Origin of the sequence: Nguyenibacter vanlangensis (assembly GCF_038719015.1) — a bacterium.
GTDB lineage: Bacteria > Pseudomonadota > Alphaproteobacteria > Acetobacterales > Acetobacteraceae > Gluconacetobacter > Gluconacetobacter vanlangensis.
In genome coordinates this window covers 3,399,344-3,422,500 of record NZ_CP152276.1, presented here as the reverse complement: position 1 = coordinate 3,422,500, position 23,157 = coordinate 3,399,344, and the positions used below count along the sequence as shown (strand labels likewise).

At 66.8% G+C, this 23,157-nt stretch carries 17 protein-coding genes and 2 CRISPR repeat arrays; of the genes, 15 read left to right on the top strand and 2 right to left on the bottom strand.

Annotated elements, in window-relative coordinates:
* The first annotated feature begins 108 nt into the window (after positions 1–108).
* The 14 genes from hisB to cas2 all read left to right on the top strand — a co-directional run bounded on the left by hisB (position 109) and on the right by cas2 (position 16,391).
* Entirely contained in the window at positions 109–705 is a 597-nt protein-coding gene (hisB, locus tag AAC691_RS15970; protein WP_176639182.1) for an imidazoleglycerol-phosphate dehydratase HisB, read from the top strand.
* Entirely contained in the window at positions 702–1,085 is a 384-nt protein-coding gene (locus tag AAC691_RS15965) for a hypothetical protein (RefSeq protein WP_176639181.1), read from the top strand. The genes hisB and AAC691_RS15965 overlap by 4 nt, the downstream gene beginning before the upstream one ends.
* Positions 1,086–1,087: 2 nt before the next feature.
* Positions 1,088–1,789, top strand: a complete 702-nt coding sequence (gene hisH, locus AAC691_RS15960; protein WP_342627624.1) for an imidazole glycerol phosphate synthase subunit HisH — start codon at positions 1,088–1,090, stop codon at positions 1,787–1,789.
* Positions 1,786–3,141: a 1-(5-phosphoribosyl)-5-[(5-phosphoribosylamino)methylideneamino]imidazole-4-carboxamide isomerase gene (gene hisA / locus AAC691_RS15955; RefSeq protein ID WP_342627623.1), complete on the top strand. Its 1,356-nt coding sequence runs from the start codon at positions 1,786–1,788 to the stop codon at positions 3,139–3,141. Before hisH ends, hisA begins: the two co-directional genes overlap by 4 nt.
* Positions 3,141–3,917, top strand: coding sequence for an imidazole glycerol phosphate synthase subunit HisF (hisF, locus tag AAC691_RS15950; protein WP_342627622.1), 777 nt, complete (start codon positions 3,141–3,143; stop codon positions 3,915–3,917). Before hisA ends, hisF begins: the two co-directional genes overlap by 1 nt.
* 31 nt (positions 3,918–3,948) lie before the next feature.
* On the top strand, positions 3,949–4,473 hold the full coding sequence (locus AAC691_RS15945) for a phosphoribosyl-ATP diphosphatase (protein WP_246285383.1): 525 nt from the start codon (positions 3,949–3,951) through the stop codon (positions 4,471–4,473).
* Positions 4,474–4,549: 76 nt separating this feature from the next.
* Positions 4,550–4,930, top strand: coding sequence for a histidine triad nucleotide-binding protein (locus tag AAC691_RS15940; RefSeq protein ID WP_176639178.1), 381 nt, complete (start codon positions 4,550–4,552; stop codon positions 4,928–4,930).
* Positions 4,931–5,145: 215 nt separating this feature from the next.
* Positions 5,146–8,031: a CRISPR direct-repeat array (repeat unit 32 nt; unit sequence GTCGCTCCCCGCGCGGGAGCGTGGATTGAAAC).
* A 318-nt stretch (positions 8,032–8,349) separates the two neighbouring features.
* Positions 8,350–10,629, top strand: coding sequence for a CRISPR-associated endonuclease Cas3'' (locus AAC691_RS15935; RefSeq protein ID WP_246285382.1), 2,280 nt, complete (start codon positions 8,350–8,352; stop codon positions 10,627–10,629).
* A gap of 355 nt (positions 10,630–10,984) precedes the next feature.
* Positions 10,985–11,650, top strand: a complete 666-nt coding sequence (gene cas5c / locus AAC691_RS15930; protein ID WP_176639176.1) for a type I-C CRISPR-associated protein Cas5c — start codon at positions 10,985–10,987, stop codon at positions 11,648–11,650.
* Positions 11,647–13,467 (top strand): type I-C CRISPR-associated protein Cas8c/Csd1, encoded by a 1,821-nt coding sequence (cas8c, locus tag AAC691_RS15925; protein ID WP_342627621.1) that lies wholly within the window; start codon positions 11,647–11,649, stop codon positions 13,465–13,467. Before cas5c ends, cas8c begins: the two co-directional genes overlap by 4 nt.
* 10 nt (positions 13,468–13,477) lie before the next feature.
* Positions 13,478–14,392 (top strand): type I-C CRISPR-associated protein Cas7/Csd2, encoded by a 915-nt coding sequence (cas7c, locus tag AAC691_RS15920; RefSeq protein WP_176639925.1) that lies wholly within the window; start codon positions 13,478–13,480, stop codon positions 14,390–14,392.
* Positions 14,393–14,399: 7 nt separating this feature from the next.
* Complete coding sequence (gene cas4, locus AAC691_RS15915) at positions 14,400–15,050, top strand: CRISPR-associated protein Cas4 (protein WP_176639926.1); 651 nt, start codon at positions 14,400–14,402, stop codon at positions 15,048–15,050.
* A 6-nt stretch (positions 15,051–15,056) separates the two neighbouring features.
* Entirely contained in the window at positions 15,057–16,097 is a 1,041-nt protein-coding gene (gene cas1c / locus AAC691_RS15910; protein WP_176639927.1) for a type I-C CRISPR-associated endonuclease Cas1c, read from the top strand.
* A gap of 3 nt (positions 16,098–16,100) precedes the next feature.
* Positions 16,101–16,391, top strand: a complete 291-nt coding sequence (gene cas2 / locus AAC691_RS15905; RefSeq protein WP_176639928.1) for a CRISPR-associated endonuclease Cas2 — start codon at positions 16,101–16,103, stop codon at positions 16,389–16,391.
* A gap of 183 nt (positions 16,392–16,574) precedes the next feature.
* A CRISPR array of direct repeats spans positions 16,575–18,067; the repeat unit is 32 nt; unit sequence GTCGCTCTCCGTACGAGAGCGTGGATTGAAAC.
* Positions 18,068–18,182: 115 nt separating this feature from the next.
* Here cas2 and AAC691_RS15900 read toward each other — a convergent pair.
* Positions 18,183–20,003 (bottom strand): ABC transporter ATP-binding protein, encoded by a 1,821-nt coding sequence (locus tag AAC691_RS15900; protein WP_342627620.1) that lies wholly within the window; start codon positions 20,001–20,003, stop codon positions 18,183–18,185.
* A 186-nt stretch (positions 20,004–20,189) separates the two neighbouring features.
* On the opposite strand from AAC691_RS15900, the gene nth reads away from it, so the two are divergent.
* Positions 20,190–20,888, top strand: coding sequence for an endonuclease III (gene nth / locus AAC691_RS15895; RefSeq protein ID WP_408906008.1), 699 nt, complete (start codon positions 20,190–20,192; stop codon positions 20,886–20,888).
* A 39-nt stretch (positions 20,889–20,927) separates the two neighbouring features.
* Here the strand turns inward: nth and AAC691_RS15890 are convergent, their stop codons facing one another.
* Complete coding sequence (locus AAC691_RS15890; protein ID WP_342627619.1) at positions 20,928–23,132, bottom strand: ComEC/Rec2 family competence protein; 2,205 nt, start codon at positions 23,130–23,132, stop codon at positions 20,928–20,930.
* Positions 23,133–23,157: the final 25 nt, after the last annotated feature.

Here is a 23,157-nt window from a genome sequence, read left to right as displayed (position 1 = left end):
CCCCGCAAAGCCAATATCGGGCATGGCCACGGGGCGAAACCCGCCGCAAGGCAATCCGGACCACAGGAATGGTGGCCTAATGCGGTCCACTCCTGTAGGAGAACGGGCATGGACACAGCCCGCACAGCCACGATTCATCGCGTCACCGGCGAGACCGACATTCTGGTTCGCCTGGATCTGGACGGCACCGGCCAATCCCGCATCGAGACGGGAATCGGCTTCTTCGACCATATGCTGACGGCGCTGGCCCGGCATGGAATGTTCGACATGGACATCGCGGCGAAGGGCGACCTGCATATCGATTTCCACCATACGGCCGAGGATACCGGCATTGCGCTGGGCCAGGCCTTTGCGAAGGCGATCGGCGACAAGCGGGGCATCCGGCGGTTCGGCCATGCGCTGGCCCCGCTGGACGAGGCACTGAGCGAGGTGGTGGTGGATATTTCCGGCCGGCCCTACCTGGCCTGGTCGGTGGACTTCACGCGCGACAAGATCGGGGAGATGGACACCGAGCTGTTCGAGGAATTCTTCCGCGCCTTCGCCATGAGCGCGATGATCACCCTGCATGTCACGCAGAAGGCGGGCCGGAATTGCCACCATATCGCCGAGGCGTCGTTCAAGGCGACGGCGCGGGCGCTGCGCATGGCCGCCGAGGCCGATCCGCGCGCCGCCGGGGCGATCCCATCGACCAAGGGCGTGCTGTGACGACCTATTCCTCCTGGTTCCGGGCGCAGGGGGCCCGGCCGCCGGTGCTGGTAGGCGAGCGCCTGTCCTGGCGGGTGCTGCTGCTGGGCTGGCTGGGGCTGGTGCTGCAGGGCAGTTGGATCGCGGGCCTGCTGGCCGGGGCAGCCAGTCTGGTGCTGATGGCCGTCGCCGGGCATGGGATGCCGGCCATCGCGCTGTGGGTGGGGCTCCATCTGGGACTGGCGCTGTGCGCCGCCGATATCCGGACCTGGGAATTGCGGCTGAACGGGCTGACGGCCGGGCCGGTCGTCGTGGCGAAGGGGCGCGACGCGGCCATGCTGCGTCTGCTGGACCGCTATCCCCAGACAATGGTGCCGCGCGCGGCGGCCACGGAGACGTGAGCATGGCATTCGAGAGCCGGTCTCCCGGGGCGGGGGTTCCCGCGCCCCAATCCATCGTGGTAATCGATTATAATGGCGGCAACCTGGCGTCGGCCGCGCGAGCGGTGGCGCGCGCCGCCGCCGATAGCGGGATCGACGCCGCGGTGACGATTACCGCCGACCCGCAGGCAGTGCGCAATGCCGACCGGATCGTGCTGCCCGGACAGGGAGCGTTCGCCGATTGCGCGGCCGGGCTGGAGGCCGTGCCCGGCCTGCGGCAGGCGATCATCGACGCGACGGATCGCGGCACGCCGTTCCTGGGTATTTGCGTGGGCATGCAATTGATGGCCACGCGCGGACTGGAACACGCGATCACCCCCGGATTCGGCTGGATCGCCGGCGAAATCGCCGCGATGGAGGCGCCCGGGCTGCGCCTGCCGCAAATGGGGTGGAACAAGCTGGATTTCACGCCGGGCGCGCATCCGCTGACTGATGGGCTGGCGCCCGACGCCCACGGCTATTTCGTGCATTCCTATGCCCTGCGCGACGGAGTGGCCGGGGAACTGGTGGCAACGACCGAGTATGGCGGCGCGGTGCCGGCCATCGTCGCACGGGGGCACCGGGCCGGCACGCAGTTCCATGTCGAGAAGAGCCAGGCGGTCGGGCTGCGCATTCTGGCGAACTTCCTGCGCTGGGCGCCCGCCCCGCAAGAGGTGCGCGCATGAACGAGATCGGCGTCCCGATGGCGGGCCGCGTGCGCGCCGAACGGGTGCAGGAACTGCATGACGACGACATGCAGGCGCTGTGCGAGGCGACGGATGCCGCGATCCTGGACGGCGGCGGGTTCGGCTGGCTGAACGTGCCCGGGCGGCAGGCGCTGGAGCGCTATTTCCGTGGCCTGCTGATGGTGCCGGAACGCATGCTGTTCGTCGCCCGGCTGGACGGCATCATCGTCGGGGCGGCGCAACTGGTGCGGCCGCCGCGCAACAACGAAGCGCAGGCGATGAGCGCCACGCTGATGCATCTTTATGTCGCGCCCTATGCCCGCGGACATGGGCTGGGCCGGCTGTTGCTGCTGGAGGCCGAGCAGTGCGCGCGGGCGATGGGGTACCAGATCCTGAACCTGGATGTGCGCGAGACGCAGGAGGCCGCCATCCGGCTGTTTCGCGGCTTCGGCTTTCATCACTGGGGCACGCATCCCAGTTATGCCCGCGCGGGCGGGCGCACGGTGCGCGGCCTGTTCTTCACCAAACGCCTGCAGGAGAATGAGCGTGTCGTGCCCGCCCATCCGCGGGCGGCCAGCATCCCCATTCCTGCCACGGGACCCGCCAGCGTGACCGGACACAGCCTGACCCTCTATCCCGCCATCGACCTGAAGGACGGGGCCTGCGTGCGCCTGCGCCGGGGCGAGATGGACGATGCCACAATCTATTCCGACGATCCGGGCGCGCAGGCCCGGGTCTGGGCGCAGTCCGGGTGCAGGTGGCTGCATGTCGTGGACCTGAACGGCGCGTTCGCCGGGCGATCGGCCAACGCGCCGGCGGTCGAGGCGATCATCGCCAACGCCACCGTGCCGGTGCAACTGGGCGGCGGGCTGCGTGACATGGCAAGCATCGAGCGCTGGCTGGCCGCCGGCGTGACCCGGGTAATCCTGGGCAGCGTCGCGGTCAAGAATCCGGAGTTGGTGCGCGAGGCCTGCCGGGCCTTTCCCGGACGGATCGTGGCCGGGATCGACGCACGGTCGGGCCAGGTGGCGACCGAGGGCTGGGCCGAGACGTCGAACATGAAGGCGATCGAACTGGGCCGCCGGATGGAAGATGCCGGGGTCGCCGCGATTATCTTCACCGAGATCAGCCGCGACGGCATGCTGACGGGCATCGACATCGCTCAGACCGCCGAACTGGCGAATGCGCTGTCGATCCCGGTCATTGCCAGCGGCGGAGTCGGGACGGTGGAGCATCTGCGCACCTTGCGGGTCGCGACCGTGCACGCACCGGGAATCGAAGGCGTGATCGTCGGCCGGGCCCTGTATGACGGCAGGGTTGACCCGGCGGACGCGCTGCGGGTTCTGTCCTGATGCTGAAATTGCGGGTCATACCCTGCCTGGACGTCAAGAACGGCCGGGTGGTGAAGGGGGTCAATTTCGTCGCGCTGCGCGATGCGGGCGATCCCGTCGAACAGGCGGCCGTTTATGACGCGGCGGGCGCAGACGAGCTGACATTCCTGGACATCACCGCCAGCCATGAGAACCGCGACACGATTCTGGACGTGGTCAGCCGCACGGCCGAGCGGATCTTTCTGCCGCTGACGGTGGGGGGTGGGGTGCGCACCACCGACGACATGCGGCGGCTGCTGCTGGCCGGCGCCGACAAATGCGCGATGAATTCCGCCGCGGTCAACCGGCCCGAGCTGGTGAACGAGGCCGCGCGGAAATTCGGCAGCCAGTGCGTGGTGGTGGCGATCGACGCGCGGTCGGACGGGCATGGGTCGTGGGAAGTCTATACCCATGGCGGGCGCACCCCCACGGGACGCAATGTGATCGATTGGTGCCGCGAGGTGGCCGAACGCGGCGCGGGCGAGATCCTGCTGACCAGCATGGACCGCGACGGCACCGGCAGCGGATTCGACCTGGATTTGCTGCGCACGGCCTGCGCTTCGGTGCGGGTGCCGATCGTGGCGTCGGGCGGTGTGGGCACGCTGGCGCATTTCGTCGAGGGCGCGCGTGCCGGGGCGACCGGGCTGCTGGCGGCCAGCGTGTTCCATTTCGGCCAGTTCGCCATTCCGCAGGTCAAGCAGGCGCTGGCCGAAGCCGGCCTGCCGGTGCGCCACATCCAGCCCGATCATACGGCGTAAGCCGCGCCGGACCCCCGAGCCAGAGAGCACGATGCCGAAGACCCCCAAGACCCTGCGTCCCAAGACCCGGGGCCCAAAGTCTCCAACCCCCAAGTCCCTGGACAAGACCGACGGCGCCAAGGCCGCCGGCAAGAAGGCATCCGCCAAGAAGAGCGCGACGACCCCGGGCAAGAGCACCAAGCACACCATTGTGCCGACGCCGCTGCCGGCCGCGCCGCAAGCCACGTCCGACGTACTGGACCGGCTGTTCGCCGTGGTCACCGCGCGCCGCGGGACCGATCCGTCGCTGAGTCATTCCGCGCGGCTGCTGGCCCGTGGGCGGCGCAAGATCGCACAGAAATTCGGCGAGGAAGCCGTCGAGTGTCTGATCGAGGCCGTGGCCGGCAACCGCGACGAACTGGTGGGCGAAAGCGCAGATGTGCTGTACCACCTGATCGTCATGTGGGTGGATGCCGCGGTGCAGCCGGAAGAAATCTGGGCCGAACTGCAACGCCGCGAGGGCGTGAGCGGCATTGCCGAGAAGGCCGCCCGCCCCCATGACCCGCTGGCGGGCTGACGCCGGACTGGCATACGCCCCCGCGCGACGCAGGGCCGCCTTGATCGTGAGCCGCCATAAACGAGGAGAGATGTCCATGGCCGTTTCGGGACGGGGTCCGTACGATCCGCAGAATATCTTCGCCAAGATCCTGCGCGGGGAAATCCCGTGCCGGAAAATCTATGAAAACGACCATGCCCTGGCGTTTCATGACATCGCGCCGAAGGCACCGGTGCATGTGCTGATTATTCCCAAGGGGGCGTATGTCTCCTTCGCGGATTTCAGCAGCACGGCCAGCGATGCCGAGATCGCGGGCTTTACCCGTGCGGTAGGGCAGGTAGCTTCGCTGCTGGGACTGGAGGATGCGGGGTATCGCCTATTGTCGAACATGGGGGTGGCGGCCGGTCAGGAAGTGCCGCATTTCCACATCCACCTGTTCGGCGGCGCCGCGCTGGGGCCGATGCTGCATCGTCACTAGGCCGGTCGGGAGACCAGATCCCACCGCCATCCCGGCGCGCGAACCATAAGCTGTCGGAAAAAACCCGGCCGGTTCGCGCACGGCTAAAACGCATACGAACCAACAGCTTGGCCGAGAGCACCCAACCCGTTTCCTTCCGCCGCCGGCAATCCGGCCGAACGTTCGCGGAATAGAAGGGTTTTTCCTTGGTAAGGCAATATGATAGCTGGTAGGGCGTCGCTCCCCGCGCGGGAGCGTGGATTGAAACCAGCATGACCCGCCGAGCGTGGCTCTACACCCTGTCGCTCCCCGCGCGGGAGCGTGGATTGAAACATCGTGTGGCCCAGACCCCAGGCCAGGATAGATGGTCGCTCCCCGCGCGGGAGCGTGGATTGAAACCGGCGCCTGATCGCCCAGTTCTGGGGTGATTATCGTCGCTCCCCGCGCGGGAGCGTGGATTGAAACCGTCCCGGCCTGCTCGCCCGCTTTGTGCTCAACCGTCGCTCCCCGCGCGGGAGCGTGGATTGAAACTCGGCGAAATAGTCAAACTGGTAAGAACCAGACCGGTCGCTCCCCGCGCGGGAGCGTGGATTGAAACTTATACTGGAACCTGGCGTCGCGTAGATCGTCCGTCGCTCCCCGCGCGGGAGCGTGGATTGAAACTCGGCATCCCCTCGCAAAGCTTGGTCCAGAAAATGGTCGCTCCCCGCGCGGGAGCGTGGATTGAAACCAAGCGATATCGGGCGTCATCACGACGCCGACGCTAGTCGCTCCCCGCGCGGGAGCGTGGATTGAAACCGGATTGCCATATCGCCGCAGGTTCTCGTCCAGAAGTCGCTCCCCGCGCGGGAGCGTGGATTGAAACTCGGCGTCTGATTTCGATACGGGAAATACCGGAATGTCGCTCCCCGCGCGGGAGCGTGGATTGAAACCAAGCGATATCGGGCGTCATCACGACGCCGACGCGTCGCTCCCCGCGCGGGAGCGTGGATTGAAACGCGCCATTGATGCGCAGATCATGGCTCAGCGCGGTCGCTCCCCGCGCGGGAGCGTGGATTGAAACTCGGGCGGCAGCGACGCGGTCGCCATTATGATGGAGTCGCTCCCCGCGCGGGAGCGTGGATTGAAACCTTCTCCGGCACCGAGCACTGCTCGCGAGGACGCGTCGCTCCCCGCGCGGGAGCGTGGATTGAAACACGATCGCATCGCCAACTCGATCGGCCGCACGAACGTCGCTCCCCGCGCGGGAGCGTGGATTGAAACGCCAAACAGGGTGCGAAGATCGGCAATACGCTGAACGTCGCTCCCCGCGCGGGAGCGTGGATTGAAACCTATTGACCCGACGCCGATCTGGCGCAGTGCAAGGTCGCTCCCCGCGCGGGAGCGTGGATTGAAACTCCTTGAGGCGGCGCACGCCGATCGTGGGGTCTTGTCGCTCCCCGCGCGGGAGCGTGGATTGAAACGCTCTATCGGCAACTGCAAGCAACGCCGAACCAGTCGCTCCCCGCGCGGGAGCGTGGATTGAAACTGCGCACCCCAAACATTGGCTCTGGGAACGACAGGTCGCTCCCCGCGCGGGAGCGTGGATTGAAACCTCTCCTGGAGGGATTGAGAAGGCGATTGTCCAAGGGTCGCTCCCCGCGCGGGAGCGTGGATTGAAACCTCGACAGGCGTGCCGATGGCGCGGATGACCTTTGTCGCTCCCCGCGCGGGAGCGTGGATTGAAACGTCGCTCTTGCCGGGGTACGCATGGTGAGGGTGGGGTCGCTCCCCGCGCGGGAGCGTGGATTGAAACACCGCCCTCCTGCGCGCTCTGATGGGCAAATCCGGAGTCGCTCCCCGCGCGGGAGCGTGGATTGAAACAGAGGCATACGAGTATGCCCAATGCCCTGCCTTCGTCGCTCCCCGCGCGGGAGCGTGGATTGAAACCGGTGGCGGTAGCCCAGGTTATTGCACGTTCCCGGTCGCTCCCCGCGCGGGAGCGTGGATTGAAACTCGGGCTACGGCGCGCAGGCCGGGTTCTCGGGCAGTCGCTCCCCGCGCGGGAGCGTGGATTGAAACAACCATTTGCATGCCGAGGTGATCAAGCCCGGCAGGTCGCTCCCCGCGCGGGAGCGTGGATTGAAACGCTTTATGCGTCGATTCGACAGCCCGCCGTATCCGTCGCTCCCCGCGCGGGAGCGTGGATTGAAACCTCTGGATCGGCGTCGGCATAAGGGCGTTTGTGTTGTCGCTCCCCGCGCGGGAGCGTGGATTGAAACGGCAACCCGGCTGTGGCGTCAATTCGCGGATCAGGAGTCGCTCCCCGCGCGGGAGCGTGGATTGAAACTCGTTTTGTCTCATCGTGTCTCGATCATTCGTGGGTCGCTCCCCGCGCGGGAGCGTGGATTGAAACTCGGACAGAACGGCGTGGATGCCGGGCTGGCCGACGTCGCTCCCCGCGCGGGAGCGTGGATTGAAACACGATCGGCTCAGCCGAGATGGGGCCGGTCCCGCCGTCGCTCCCCGCGCGGGAGCGTGGATTGAAACAGACACGATCGCCCTCGAAGCGCTGTGCGAGGCGTCGCTCCCCGCGCGGGAGCGTGGATTGAAACTGCCTGGTCAACGTCTTCGGGTGGGTCCGTCGCGAGTCGCTCCCCGCGCGGGAGCGTGGATTGAAACGCCGTGACCGTTGTCCCTGCCGTCACCCAGAGTGGTCGCTCCCCGCGCGGGAGCGTGGATTGAAACTCTGCCCGCCAGGACCGTGTCGTCGCCGCTGCGGTCGCTCCCCGCGCGGGAGCGTGGATTGAAACAATAAGGCTGCCCGCGAAATGCGCGAGCGCATTGGTCGCTCCCCGCGCGGGAGCGTGGATTGAAACCAGAAGAATACCTGGCTGTGCCGCCTGACCACAGGTCGCTCCCCGCGCGGGAGCGTGGATTGAAACCGTTTTTCAGGATGCCGGCGACTTGCCGACCGCTGTCGCTCCCCGCGCGGGAGCGTGGATTGAAACCCCCCAATCCCGTATAACCCGCCATGCGGACATGTCGCTCCCCGCGCGGGAGCGTGGATTGAAACGCGGTCGGAGACGACGCGCAAAGCATTTACGGGTGGTCGCTCCCCGCGCGGGAGCGTGGATTGAAACACGAACAGGTCCCAGGCCCGCTGACTACCATTCGGCCGCTCTTCGCGGAAGCGTGGGGTGAAACCAGACGTTAGTGGATTAAGGCAGAGGCTATCATGCCGGCCCAGGTGGAGATCTAGGCAAAGCCGGATCAGCGAAATGGATGCTGCGGCGGGTGTGACTGAATCTTCACATAAAATTTATGCAACTCCGCCGAGAAAACGTACGGCGCGTTGATCTGGCGCATCGCCAACCCGGGTAGATGCCTTCATCCTGCGATACATGGACCTGTTCGCGCATTCGCTACCCGATGACCCGGACCCACGACGGTGGGAACCGTTGATCGACCATCTGGCTGATGTCGGCGGCCTGGCGGAATCGTTCGCCACGCCGTTCGGCGCCGCATTGTTTGGCCGAGTGGTCGGGTTGTTGCACGATATCGGGAAATGTTCGGCCGCGTATCAGCATTATATCCGAATGGCGGGCGCGCGCGGCCCCGACCACAGCACGGCCGGCGCCCGCGTGGCCGTCGAATTGTATGGCGCCCTGGGGCGGCTGCTGGCCTTTGCCATTGCCGGCCACCACAGCGGTCTGATGGACGGTGCCGGGCATGGCGGAAAAAACCGCACGCTGAAGGAACGCCTGGATAGCGGGGTTTACGACATCGAACCCATTGGGGACTGGCAATCGGTCTGCCCGACCCTGCCGAGCCCGCAGGACCTGAGGGCCTTGCGGCCGCCGGCCGCCAATCCGGATTATCCCGGTTTTACCGTCGCCTTCTTTACCCGCATGCTATTTTCCTGCCTGACGGATGCCGACTTCATCGCGACCGAGCGTTTTTATGCCACGGCGGCGCAGGAGCCGCCGCCAGCGCGCGGCGGCACACTGCGGCCCGCGCACCTGGACGCCATACGCGGCCACATGCGAACGCGGCGCCGCGACGACACGCCCCTGAACCGGTTGCGGGGCGCCATTCTGGACCATGCTGTCGGCAAGGCCGCTCTGGCGCCGGGGCTGTTCACGCTGACGGTGCCGACCGGCGGTGGCAAGACGCTGACGTCACTGCAGTTCGCGCTGGAACATGCGGCGCGGCACGGCATGCGCCGTGTCATCTATGTCATTCCCTTCACCTCGATCATCGAACAGACGGCGGCGGTGTTCCGCGCGGCTCTGGGCACGCCGGACGATATTCTGGAGCATCACGCCAGCTTCGATTGGGACAGACGCCAGCCGGGCAGCGAGAATGACAGCGAGGAAGAGGGCGCGGACGGGCTGAGCAAACTGCGCCGCGATGCCGAGAACTGGGACGCGCCGATCATCGTCACCACCAGCGTGCAATTTTTCGAATCGCTGTTCGCCGCGCGCGGCAGCCGGGCGCGGAAACTGCACAACATCGCCCAAAGCGTCGTGGTGCTGGACGAGGTGCAGTCGCTGCCGGTCCATCTATTGCGCCCGTGCATGGCGGCCCTGGACGAACTGGCCCGCAATTACCGGACCAGCATCGTTTTGTGCACCGCCACGCAGTCGGCGCTGCGACGGCAGGACGAAGCATTGCCGCCTGCGCCGCGCGGGCATCGCGAAGGGCTGGACATCGACGACACGCGCGAACTGGCCCCCGATCCGGCCGGTCTTTATACGGCGCTGAAGCGGGTTTCGGTCGAATGGCGGCAGGAGCCGGTTTCGGACCAGGACATCGCGGACCGTTTCGCGGAGCGCGACCAGATGCTGTGCATCGTCAATACGCGGGCTCATGCGCAGGAATTATTTACCCGCATCGGCGCCATGCCCGGGGCACGCCATCTGACGACCCTGATGTGTCCGGCGCATCGCCGCGCGATTCTGGAGGAAATTCGTCAGGACCTGACGGCCGGGCAGCCGGTGCGCCTGGTATCGACCAGCTTGATCGAAGCCGGGGTGGATGTCGATTTTCCCGAGGTATGGCGGGCTGCGGCGGGATTGGCCTCCATCGCACAGGCCGCCGGGCGCTGCAATCGCGAGGGGCGCCTGGCAGGCTTGGGCCGCGTGGTGGTGTTCGAGGCGCCGGACCCCGACGATGCGTCGAAGCGCCGGATCATGCCGGCGCTGGAGCCATTCTGGCAGGCGACGCGGCCCATCCTGCACCGGGGCCTGGATGTGCTGGGGCTGGAGGCCGTGCATGCCTATTTCCGGGAACTCTATTTTCAACTGCGCTATGAGGGAATGGATGCGGCCCGGATCGATGGCCGGGTTTTCCCCATCCTGCCGGCCGTCGCACACGCGGCGCAGGGACGTGATTTTCCCTTCGCGCAGATCGACCAAGCCTTTCGCATGATCGACACGGTCATGGAAGAGGTGATCATCCCATGGGACGAGACCGCCCGGCGCGTCCTGCACGCGCTGGAACATGCGCCGGTGCTGCCCGGCGGCACGATGCGGCGGCTGCAGCAATATAGCGTGCCCGTTCCGGCACAGACGCGCCGGGTGCTGCTGGCCGCTGGTGCCGTGCAGCCGATCCGAGCGCAGGACTATGGAGACCGGTTCGTCTGTCTCGATCCCGGCGCGCTGGATCTGTACGATGACAGGCTGGGCCTGAAACTTGACGACCCGACCTTCCGTCATTCCGAAAACAATGTGTGGTAGTCAGCGATTTCCGGTCCGTTTGGACCGGAAATCACCCGCCATAAGTGTCACATTCTTCACACGGAAGATTTCAACCCACGCCGCTATGCGGCGACTATGGAGGTTCTACCTCGACCACGATCCGCATGTCAGCTCTTCCACCGATTTTCACGCGGATTACAATCTTGCCAAAATTTTTCTTCCGACAAGACATTTCTGCTCCATTGACCCGCGGCGAGACAAGCCCGGTGGCATCCCGCGCGCAAGACAATCTTCCTTCCTTGTGACGATTGAGTCAGTATGACTCATCGCTTGACAAAGCCCCATTGATCGTTTTATTTATCAAAACAAGCGACGTCCAGGAGAAAGGCATCCCATGGGAGTGCGACTGCATGTCTGGGGCGAACGGGCCTGCTTCACCAGGCCAGAGCTCAAGTCTGAAAGAGTGTCGTATGACGTGCCGCCCCCCTCGGCCGCGCGGGGAATACTTGAAGCCATCCATTGGAAGCCGGCAATTCGCTGGCATATCGATCGCATTCATGTTCTGAAGCCGATCCGGTTCCAGTCCTTGCGCCGCAACGAAGTCGGCGCCAAGGCCAGCGCCGCGCTTGCGGCGCGCGGCATGGCGGCGGGCCGGACCGACGGGCTGGGCCTGAATGTCGATGATCATCGCCAGCAGCGCGCGGCAACCATCCTGATCGATGTCGCCTATGTCATCGAGGCTCATTTCACGATGACAGAAAAGGCGGGGTCCGGCGATACGCCGGCCAAGCATATCAGCATGTTCAACCGGCGCGCCGCGCAGGGGCAATGTTTCCACCGCCCGTGCCTGGGCACGCGCGAGTTCCCTGCGGAATTCGCCCTGCTGCCCGAGGGCGCGCCACTGCCCGCGTCGGACCACCCGGCCGGCTCGGTCGATCTGGGATGGATGCTGCACGACATCGATTTCGCCGACGGCTGCACCGCGCGCTTCTTCCGCGCCAAGATGGAAGACGGCGTGCTGACGGTGCCTGCCGCCGATAGTCCGGACCTGGCCGCATGATGGCCGCACATCGCCCCGGCCCGCTGGAAGCGCTGGTCGGGTATTACAACCGGATGGACGATGCCGAAGAACCGGGCTGGAGCCTGGAGAAGATCGGCTGGTGCATCATCATCGACCGTGACGGACAGGTCGTGGACGTATTGGACTGCCATGACCGAAACGGCAAGAAGCCGGCGCCCCGGCTGCTGCCGGTGCCGGCGTCGATCAAGCGTACCGTCGGCATCGCACCCAATTTCCTGTGGGACAAAACATCCTATACGCTGAGCCGAACGGCTGGCACCGGCAAGCGGACGGCGCAGGAGCATGCGGCGTTCGTGGCGTTCCACCAGGCGCAACTGAACGGCACCAACGATGCGGGCCTGGTCGCGTTTCTGCGTTTCCTGGAGAACTGGCAGCCGGATCGGTTCAATGCGGAACCCTTTCGGTCCGAGATGCTGGATGCCAATATCGTGTTTCGCCTGGACGGCGACGATGATTACCTGCATCGCCGCCCCGCCGCCCGGCGCCTGGCCGAGCGGGTGCGTGAGACGGCCGACACGCGGACGGTTTTCTGCCTGGTGACCGGCGAGCGGGCGATGCCCGCGCGCTTGCACCCTTCGATCAAGGGCGTGGACGGCGCGCAGACGGCCGGGGCCAGCCTGGTCTCGTTCAATCTGGATGCGTTCTGTTCCTATGATCACAAGCAGGGGGACAATGCGCCGACATCGGAGGGCGCGGCCTTTCGCTATGGCGCGGCGCTGAACCGGCTGCTGACCCGCAACGGGCCCAACCGCGTCCGGCGGCCGGTGGGGGATGCGACGGTCGTGTTCTGGGCCGAAGCGGACGACCCGCAGGCGGCACGGAACGCCGATGACTGGTTCCAGGAGGCGCTGCATCCATCGGTCGCCGATGCAGGCGCGGCGCGCGCGATCGGCGACGAACTGGACGCGGTGGCGCGCGGGTTGCCGCTGTCGCAATTGCGCCCCGACATTCAGCCAGGCACGCGCTTTCACGTGCTGGGACTGTCGCCGAACGCGGCGCGGCTGTCGGTCCGGTTCTGGCAGTCGGACAGTCTGGACGCGTTCGCCCGACGGCTGGCCGCGCATTATGACGACATGCGCATGGAGCCGTCGCCCTGGGCACGGCCGCCGGACGTCAACCTGCTGCTGGCGAAGACCGTGGCGTTGCAGGAGAAGTTCGAGAACATCCCGCCCCTGCTGGCCGGCGAGGTCCTGCGCGCGATCCTGGCCGGAAGCCCCTATCCGCGATCATGGCTGGCCGCCACGCTCATGCGTCTGCGCGCGGGCGACGACCCGGCGACCGGCTGGCACGCCGCCGTGCTGCGCGCCGTATTGCGGCGCGCGCGGCGCGGCGCGAACCGTTCAGACAAAGGAGACATTCCCGTGAGTCTCGACCGTGACTATCCCAATATCGGGTACCAACTGGGACGGCTGTTCGCCGTCTACGAACTCGCGCAGCGCGCCGCGCTGGGTCCGGGCGTGAAGGCGTCGATGCGCGACCGGTATTTCGGCGCAGCCTCGGCCACGCCGGCTGGAATCTTTGCCGTTATCATTAGAAACGGACAGAATCACCTGGCCAATGTCCGCAAGAAGAAACCCGGCTGGGCGGCGGTGATCGAGAAGGAATTGGAAGAGATCTTCGGCCGGATCATCCCGGCCGGGCCGCTGTCGCTGCCGCGATCGCTGCCGCTGGAACACCAGGCCGAATTCGCCATCGGCTATTACCACCAGCGTCGGGAGCGGATCGGCGGCCCCGCCGGCGCCGTGGCGGACCAGGATGCGCCGGACGCCGCCGATACTGCAGAAACCGAAGAGTGAGACCATAACGATGCAGAACCGCCACGAATTCATCCTGTTCTTCGACGTCAGCAACGGCAATCCTAACGGCGACCCGGATGCCGGCAACATGCCGCGACTGGACCCGGAAACCAATCAGGGCCTGGTGTCGGATGTCGCGCTGAAGCGCAAGGTGCGCAATTACATCACGCTGGCGCGCCCGGACATGCAGGGCTTCGAGATCTATATGAGCGAGGGCGCGACGCTGAACAACCAGCACAAGCGCGCCTGGTCGGCCGTCATGCCCGAGGCCACCAGCGATTTCAATAAACTGCCTAAGGATGAAGCGAAATCCCGTGGGCTGACGCGCTGGATGTGCGCCAATTTCTGGGATATCCGGACCTTCGGTGCTGTGATGACGACCGGCGTGAATGCGGGGCAGGTGCGCGGGCCGGTGCAGTTTTCCTTCGCGCGGTCGGTCGAACCGGTCCTGCCGCTGGAGATCTCCATCACCCGGCTGGCCGCCACGACCGAGAGTGATGCGGAAAGCAAGGGCGGCCGCACGATGGGGCGCAAGCATATCGTGCCGTACGGACTGTATCGCATGCATGGCTATGTCTCGGCACCGCTCGCGTCCCATCCTGTCAAGGGAACCGGTTTTTCCGACAGCGACCTGGACTTGCTGTGGGATGCGCTGCTGGGCATGTTCGATCATGACCGATCGGCCGCGCGGGGTGAAATGTCGGCGCGCAAGCTGGTCATTTTCCGCCATGCCTCCGCCCTGGGCAATGCGCGGGCGCAGGATCTGTTCGATCGAGTGACGGTGCTGCGCGCCCATCAGGGCGCCACGCATCCGGTCGGCAGCCCTGCCATCGACAACTGGCCGCCCGCCCGGTCGTGGGACGATTACGAAATCGTCGTCAACCATGACGGCGCACCCGACGGGGTCGAGATCATCGAACGGTAGGATGCGGATGCGTCCGCCACCGGATGGCGCGGCCGAGGATGCGCTCATCCCGCTCTCGGCCTTGCAGCATTATCTGTTCTGCCCCCGGCAATGTGCGTTGATTCATGTCGAACGGATCTGGGCCGAGGATGGTGCGACCGCCGAAGGGCGCATCCTGCACGAGCGTGTGGATGATGGGCGGCCCGACCGGCGGCGGGACGTGCGCACCGTCCGGTCGCTGGTCATCCGTTCGTTGGCGCTGGGCGTGTTCGGCAAGGCCGACGCGGTGGAGTTCCACGGCAAGGGCACCGATGCGATCCCCTATCCTGTCGAATACAAGCGCGGACGCCCCAAGACCCATCGTGCCGACGAGGTCCAGCTTTGCGCACAGGCGCTGTGCCTGGAGGATATGTTCGGACGGCCGGTGCCCGAAGGCGCGCTGTTCTATGGCCAGCCGCGCCGCCGCACCATCGTGGTCTTCGACGACGCATTGCGCCGTCTGACTGCCTGCGTGGCGCGGGACGTGCGGGCGATGATCGCCGGGCAGGAAACGCCGCGTCCCGAATATCGGCCGGCCTGCAAGAAATGTTCGCTGGTGCATGCGTGCCAGCCGCGCCGGCTGGAGCGGCCACCCGCGATCGCACGCTGGCTGGCATCGCGCCTGGACGAGGAAGGATAAGCATCCGTGCGCCGCCATCTCAATACCATTTACGTCACGACCGAGAATGCCTGGCTGCGCAAGGACGGCGCCAATGTCGTCGTGGAGGTGGAAGGCCGAGAGCGCGGCCGTGCGCCGCTGCATCTGCTGGACGGCATCATCTGTTTCGGACATGCCGGGGCGTCGCCCGCCCTGATGGGCGCGTGCGCCGAAGCGAACATCACCCTGTCATGGCTTTCGCCGCAGGGCCGTTTTCTGGCGCGCGCCGAGGGAGCGCGCAGCGGCAACGTGCTGCTGCGTCGCACGCAGTACCGTGCTGCCGATGACAGCGCACGTGCCCTGGCCATCGTGCGCAATATCATTGCCGCCAAAGCGGCCAACCAGCGGACGGTCCTGCGCCGAGCGTTGCGCGACCACGGGGCAGCCTTGGCGCCTGATGCGCAAGCGCAGTTGCAGGATGCCGAACAGCGCCTGACCAACGTCGTCCGGCGTGTCGCACAGGCGCCGGATATCGATACGGCACGCGGGATCGAGGGCGAAGCCGCCCAGGTCTATTTCGGCGCATTCAATCAATTGATCCGTGTCGAGGACAGCGCGTTCGTCTTCGCCGGCCGCACCCGCCGACCGCCGCTGGATCGGGTCAACGCCCTTCTGTCTTTCCTTTATGCCGTTCTGGGCCATGATTGCCGGTCGGCGCTGGAAAGCGTCGGGCTCGACCCACAGGTCGGGTTTCTACATGCGGACCGGCCGGGGCGCAGCAGCCTGGCCTTGGACCTTATGGAGGAATTGCGGCCGGTCCTGGCCGACCGACTGGCGCTGAGCCTGATCAACCGGCGACAGGTCGCCGCGGATGATTTTACCGTCAGCGACGGCGGCGCGGTCCTGATGACCGAGGACGCGCGCAAGGCGGTCCTGGTCGCGTGGCAAGATCGCAAGAAGGACGAAATCCGCCATCCTTTCCTGGAGGAATCGGTGACATTCGGGCTGGTCGCCCATCTTCAGTCCCTGCTGCTGGCGCGGCATTTGCGAGGGGAACTGGACGGATACCCCGCCTTCATCTGGAAATGACCGATGCTTGTCCTGATCACCTATGACGTAAATACCGAAGATGCAGCAGGCCGGCGTCGGTTGCGGCGGGTGGCGCGCGCCTGTCTCGATTTCGGGCAGCGCGTGCAGCATTCCGTCTTCGAATGCGATGTCGACCCGGCACGCTGGGCGGAACTGCGTGCCCGCCTGATTGCGGAGGCCGATACGGCGAAGGACAGCCTGCGCTTCTATCAGCTTGGGGCGAAGGGCAGGCAGCGGATCGAGCATGTCGGGGCCAAGCCCGTTCTGGACCTGGACGGGCCGCTGCTGTTCTGAAGTGCGCGCGAACCACAAGCGATCACGCCGGACCGGGTCGGTTCGCGCGGCCGGAATACTTTTTGCGATCAATGCTTTACTGATATGAACGCGCTCGCCCGTCTCGCCAGGGGACTAACCGCCATGCATTTCGCGCAAATGTTCCGTTTTTATAAGACCGAACAAGATGATAGCATAAAGGGTGTCGCTCTCCGTACGAGAGCGTGGATTGAAACACCCAACACCTGCACAGCGCGGGCAGTATCATACACGTCGCTCTCCGTACGAGAGCGTGGATTGAAACTATCAGAACCGCATGGAAGGTCTGGACCACTATGGTCGCTCTCCGTACGAGAGCGTGGATTGAAACGTCGCACCAGCGCCCGGAAAACAGGGGAGAGCTCGTCGCTCTCCGTACGAGAGCGTGGATTGAAACTCGTCGCATGCAGCCAGAGAGAGCGCCATCGCTGGTCGCTCTCCGTACGAGAGCGTGGATTGAAACATCGCTCCAGTTCTCTCAAGGGCTCCCCTCAAGGGTCGCTCTCCGTACGAGAGCGTGGATTGAAACGATGCGCTGTGGCCGGCTGCCGAGTCTGACCCGGGCGTCGCTCTCCGTACGAGAGCGTGGATTGAAACGGCGTGAAGGGCTATTCGCCGTCCTGGGGCAATCCGTCGCTCTCCGTACGAGAGCGTGGATTGAAACCGCAGCGCCGCCGCCGGGCGCAACCCGGCTGCTGGTCGCTCTCCGTACGAGAGCGTGGATTGAAACACCAGTTGATGGGCAATGAGGATGCCATCAATGCCGTCGCTCTCCGTACGAGAGCGTGGATTGAAACAGGTATGTCGAAATCATGTTCCATCGTCGGGAACGTCGCTCTCCGTACGAGAGCGTGGATTGAAACCGTTGCCAAGTCCGCACTGGTTGCTGCGGCCGGGTGTCGCTCTCCGTACGAGAGCGTGGATTGAAACCTTCTCAGCGACGCGGGCAGGTGGCTCGAAAAGCGTCGCTCTCCGTACGAGAGCGTGGATTGAAACCCCCATGGGAACGCATAGAGCACAAACCCATAGGGTCGCTCTCCGTACGAGAGCGTGGATTGAAACACGGCGCCGCGCTGCCAAAACCCGGTATCCCCGACGTCGCTCTCCGTACGAGAGCGTGGATTGAAACTGCTTCGAGGATTGCGCGGCCAATTGCGGTCATGTCGCTCTCCGTACGAGAGCGTGGATTGAAACACAGAGGCGCCCTCCCGCAAACCCGCAACGACGGGTCGCTCTCCGTACGAGAGCGTGGATTGAAACGCGTCGTTGATCACCTCGCACGGCGCCTCGAACGGTCGCTCTCCGTACGAGAGCGTGGATTGAAACGCAGCCAGGTAGAATGTGGCCATCGCGCGAGGCCAGTCGCTCTCCGTACGAGAGCGTGGATTGAAACCAGACATATCCGGCGCCGTGGTTATCGGTCGCGGGTCGCTCTCCGTACGAGAGCGTGGATTGAAACCGGATGGCACCGTGATCCTGACCGGTCCCGGATTGTCGCTCTCCGTACGAGAGCGTGGATTGAAACAGGTATTATTCTAATGGCAAACGTGACTACTTTTAGTCGCTCTCCGTACGAGAGCGTGGATTGAAACATGTCATACGCGCCTAATTCGTGGGAAAAATACGGTCGCTCTCCGTACGAGAGCGTGGATTGAAACCATGGCGGGGATCTGGCTTTCCCGCCACTCGACGGTTGCGCTCCGCGTGGAAGCGCGGATCGAGACGCGCCTGTTCCATCTATGGCTACGTGATCGGCGGGGCCGCCAGCCGCCCTTATCCGTCCAATGATTGCAGGTCGAAGAGGCGGCGATACAGGCCGCCTTCGCGCGCGATCAGTTGGGCGTGGGAGCCGTCCTCGCGCAGTTCGCCGTGGGCGAAGACCAGGATGCGGTCCAGCCCGACGACGGTGGACAGGCGGTGGGCGATCACCAGCACCGTCCGGCCGATCATCAGCCGTTCCATCGCGTCCTGCACCAGGATTTCGGATTCCGAATCCAGGCTGGACGTGGCCTCGTCGAAGATCAGGATCGGGGCGTCGGCCAGGAAGGCGCGGGCGATGGCCACGCGCTGGCGTTCGCCGCCCGACAGCTTGACCCCGCGTTCGCCCACCATGGTGGCATAGCCCTTGGGCAGGCGGCCGATGAAGCCGGCGGCATTGGCCTGGCGTGCCGCTTCCTCGATCTCGGCCATCGAGGCGCCGGGCCGGCCATAGGCGATGTTTTCAGCCAGCGAGCGGTGAAACAGCACCGGTTCCTGCTGTACGATCGCGATCTGGCTGCGCAGGCTGGATTGCGCGACGGTCGCGATATCGATGCCGTCGATCAGGATCCGGCCGTCGGTCACGTCGTACAGGCGCTGCACCAGCTTGACCAACGTGGTCTTGCCCGAGCCGGAGGGCCCGACCAGGGCCACGCGGCTGCCGGCGGGAATGTCGATCGACAGGTCACGGAACAGCAGCCCGCGCTGTCCGCGATAGCCGAAACCGACTTGGTCGAAGCGGATCGCGCCGTGAGAGATGCGCAGCGGCGGGGCGTCCGGCCGATCCTGCACGCCGGGCGGCAAGCGATAGATCGCGACCAGTTCCTCCATCTCGTTCACCGAACGCTGGACCATCGAGATCTGCTGGCCGATATCGCGCAGATAGCCCTGCACCAGGAAGACCATCGTCAGCACATAGGCCACGTCGCCAGGCCCCGCCCGGCCGCGCCACCAGAGCGCCAGCACCGCGCCGATCAGCACCACGCGCATCAACAGCGCGGCCACGTTCTGCAGGTTTCCGGAATTGGTGCCCCGCACCCAGGACCGTTCGGTGCGACGCTGCCAGCGCGAGAGAATCCAGGACAGGCGCGCTTCCTCGCGCCGTTCGGCGCCGAAGGCCTTGACCACCGCGTTACAGGTGACGGCGTCGGCCAGGGCCGCGCCCATGCGCGTATCCCACGCATTGGCCAGCCGGGCGGACGGCGCGACATAATGCAGGGTCAGCCAGGCGGACATCGCCACCAGCATGATCGAGCTGAGCCCCAGCAGCAGCCCCATCGACGGCCAGTGCCAGGCCAGCACCACGGTCGTGGCCGCCAGCACCAGCACGCTGGGCAGCAGCATCAGCATCAGCGTGTCCGCCAGCGTATCGACCGCCCACATGCCGCGCGTCAGTCGCCGCACCGTCGAGCCGGCGAAGGTGTTGCCGTGCCAGTCGGTGGAAAAACGCTGCACACGGGCAAAGGCGGTTTCGGCGATGCCGCGCATCACCCGCGCCGTCAGGAAGGTGATGCCCAGATAGGACATGCGCCGCCCCGCCACACCCAGCAGGCCGAGCAGCACCAGCCCGCCCAGCGTCCACAGCACGCCGTGCCGGGCCGCGGCCAGCGCCGGCGTCAGGGACCCGACCGCGCCGCCGCGCGCCACGTCGTCGACCATCCAGCCGGCCAGCAGCGGGGTGACCACGTCGGCCACCGTCGCGACGGCGATGCCGGCCATCGTCCAGGCCAGCGCGCCGGGATGGCGCGACCAGCGCCGGATCACGAAGCCCAGCACTTCGACAAATTCGTTGCGCGCACGGCCCCGGGGGGCGGGCGCGGAGTCAGTGTCCGTCATGATATCCCGGCCGGTCCCGTCGGCCATCCTTTCGTCCGTTCCGGCCGCATGCGGCGGGCCGCCTGCAACGGCCCGGACTATCGCCGCGCGGCTGGATGAAAGCAACCGCCACCCTTAAGTCGCCCCTTGCCTGTCGCCGCTGCCCGGCGGAAAAAAGGGCCCGAATCGAACGGACGGCCAGACCCCATGACCAAGCCCCTTACCCCAGTCAAGGTGCCGCGCCCCGCGCGGGCCAAGCGCCGCATGACGCTGAAGGAAGTGGAACGATTCATCACGCTGCTGGCCGAGGCCCATCCCAACGCCGAGAGCGAGCTGGAATTCGTTGATGACTACACGCTGCTGGTCGCGGTCGTGCTGTCGGCTCAGGCCACCGACGCGTCGGTCAACCGGGCGACGCGGGGCCTGTTCCGCGACGCGCCTGACCCGGCCGCGATGGTGGCATTGGGCGAGGATGGAGTCGGGGCGCATATCCGGTCGATCGGCCTGTGGCGCACCAAGGCGCGCAACGTCATAACCCTGTCGCAGACATTGCTGGACCGGTATGACGGGCGCGTCCCGCGTGACCGCGCGGCGCTGGAGGCGCTGCCCGGCGTGGGGCGCAAGACCGCGAACGTGGTGATGAACGTGGCGTTCGGCGACAGCACGATGGCGGTGGATACGCATATCTTCCGCATCGGCAACCGCACCGGGCTGGCGCCGGGCAAGACCACGCGCGCAGTCGAGGACCAACTGGTGGCGCGAATCCCGGCGCCGCTGCTGCGCCCGGCGCATCATTGGCTGATCCTGCACGGGCGCTATGTCTGCAAGGCGCGGCGGCCCGAATGCTGGCGCTGCCCGGCGCAGGAACCCTGCCAATATACCGGCAAGGTGCTGACGCCACCCTGAAGCTCTGCCGCCTGCCCATTGCCGGCTATCCGTCCCGGACTATTCCCGCCGGGCGAGCGGCAGGGTGGGCAGGCCATGCTGGCCCGGCCCCAGCACCCAGGGCCGCGCCCCACGGGTCTGCCGGTCCGAGACGATTTCGACCTTGTCGCCGTGCAGGAAGACGGCCTGGGCGCCGTCCTGCCAGGCCGTCAGCCCGTCGAGGGTGCGAACGCCCGGGCAGTGCGCATCGTCCAGCGGCACCAGCGTGACCAGCACGGCGCCGCCCGCGCAATCGACGCCGGCCGCCGCCGCAAGGCGTAGCGCGACGGCGCCCATGCGACAGGCGCCGCCAGGGCAGTCCAGCGGGGCAAGCGACAGGGCAAGCGCCTGTTGCCAGTCGCGTTCGACCGGCATGTCGGCGCCCGGGCGCGGGCCGATCCGCAGCACCGCGCCGTCGCGCACCGCCAGCACCCGCCCGTCGGGCGAGAGCAGCAGGTCGGGCCGCGCGATCAGGAACGGCGCGGCCAGTGCCAGCAACAGCGGCGCCGCCCCAAGCCAGCGCCAGCGCCGTGTCCACAAACACAGCCAGCACAGGCCCAGCAGCCAGGCCGCCAGCCCCCAGGCCGGCATGGCAGGCACCATGACCCGCGCCGCCGGCCAGCCGGACACCCCATGCGCCAGGGCCAGCACCAGCCGGATGCCCCAGCCCATCGGCACCAGCGCCAGGGGTTCGCCCCCCAGGGGCATCAGCGCCAGGGCCAACAGCCCGAGGGGCAGGATCCACACCGCCATCAGCGGCACCGCCAGCAGGTTGGCCAGCACGAACCAGGGTTGCAGCGTGCCGAAATGCGCCATGACCACCGGCACGGTGGCGCCCCCGGCGAACAGGCTGGCCAGCAGCAATTGCGCGCCGTGGCGCGCGGCATGGCGCCACCAGCCGGGTCCGTCAGCCAGCCGCGCGAGCAGCGGACGCGCGGCCTCGAACCCCGCGGCCAGGCCCATCACGGCGGCGAGCGACATCTGCAGCGGAGCCTCGAGCAGGTCCGCCGGACCGGCCAGCAGCAGCAGGGTCGCCCCCACCGCCAGCCCGCGCATCGAGACGGCACGGCGGCCGGTGATGATCGCCAGCGCCACCAGCGCGGCCATGGTCAGGCTGCGCACTGCCGGCAGATGCGCGCCGGTCAGCAGGACGTAGGCCCCGCCTGACGCCAGGGCGGCCAGGGCCGCGATCTGCCGGCAGGGCCAGTACAGGCTGGCCCGTTCGGAACAGGCCAGCGCCAGCCGCGCGGCCGTCATCGCCACCCCCATGACGATGCCCAGATGCAGCCCCGCGACCGCCAGCAAGTGCGCCAGCCCGGCATCGGCGAAGGCGTCGCGGTCGGATTGCGGCATGGCGGCGGCCGACCCGGTCAGAATGGCGGCCGCCACCCCGCCCGGCGCGCCGGGCAGCACGCGCAGGATCCGCGCCACCACGCATTCGCGCAGCGATTCCAGCAGGACGTCCACCCTGCGCGGCGGCACCGGCGGCCCTGCGGATTGCACCAGGCCCAGGGCGGTGCCGCTGCCGGCGCTGCCATCGAACCAAGCTCGGCGCTGACCGTCGGGGCCGCCCGGCCAGGCGGGCGGCGGCGGCGGGCGCAACAGCGCGCGCACCCGTACCGTCATGCCCGGCACCAGCGCCGCCGGGTCGTCCGGCCGCACCCGCACGCGCAGGATACGGCGCAAGGGCGGCATGCCGTCATCGATCGCATCGTCCAGCACCGCATCCGCCAGGTCCAGCCGCCGGATGGCCGGCTCGGCATCGCCTGCCGGGTGCCCCGACGGATGCCCTGATGGATGCCCTGATGGATGCCCCGATGGATGCAATGACGAGTGGGACGGCGGTAAACGGGGCGGCAGCAGGGTGACGGCGGCGATGCGGCCGGTCACGATACTGGCACGGCGCGGCAGGTCGGGCAGCGGCGGCCGGCGGTGCGCATCAACCCATGACGCGACGAACCCCAGCGCGATCGCCGCGACCGCGCCGCCGGCCAGCCGGGGTACCAGGTCGGCCGGGCGCCGCGCGATCCAGCCCGCCATGGCCACGGCCAGCAGCAGCACGGCCAGCATTGCCGGCCGCCCCGGTTCCTGCCGCAGCATGAAATAGCCCGCGATGCCCAGCCCCAGCCCCACCGGCAGCCAGAGCGCCAGCCGCGTCCGTTCGGCCAGAAGCTGGCGCGCGAGCCATGGCTTGGTGCAATCCTGCCTGCCGGTTGCGTCCGTCACCCCGCCTTTGCCCGCCCGCTGTTCC